1 protein-coding gene is annotated in these 235 nt (G+C 69.4%); it reads left to right on the forward strand.

What is annotated here, in order from left to right:
• A partial coding sequence (locus SB751_RS35345; RefSeq protein WP_410749656.1) for an SMP-30/gluconolactonase/LRE family protein occupies nt 1-235 on the forward strand: 235 nt, incomplete at both ends.

The raw sequence follows: 235 nt of genomic DNA on the forward strand, positions 1-235 counted from the left end.
TGGCGCGTTACGACGCGGCCGACGGCTCGCATCGCGTCTGGCCGATGCCCGAGCGTCTCGCGTGCTTCGCGCTCTGCGAAGACCCGGACACGCTGCTGATCGGGCTCGCCTCGCGGCTTGCGTTCTTCGACCTGCGCACGGGCGAGATCACGCCGATCGTCGACGTGGAACCCGATCTGCCGACGCGTCTGAACGACGGCCGTTGCGACCGTCAGGGCCGCTTCGTGTTCGGCAC

The sequence above is a fragment of the Cupriavidus sp. SIMBA_020 genome, assembly GCF_046535395.1.
GTDB classification, from domain to species: domain Bacteria; phylum Pseudomonadota; class Gammaproteobacteria; order Burkholderiales; family Burkholderiaceae; genus Cupriavidus; species Cupriavidus campinensis.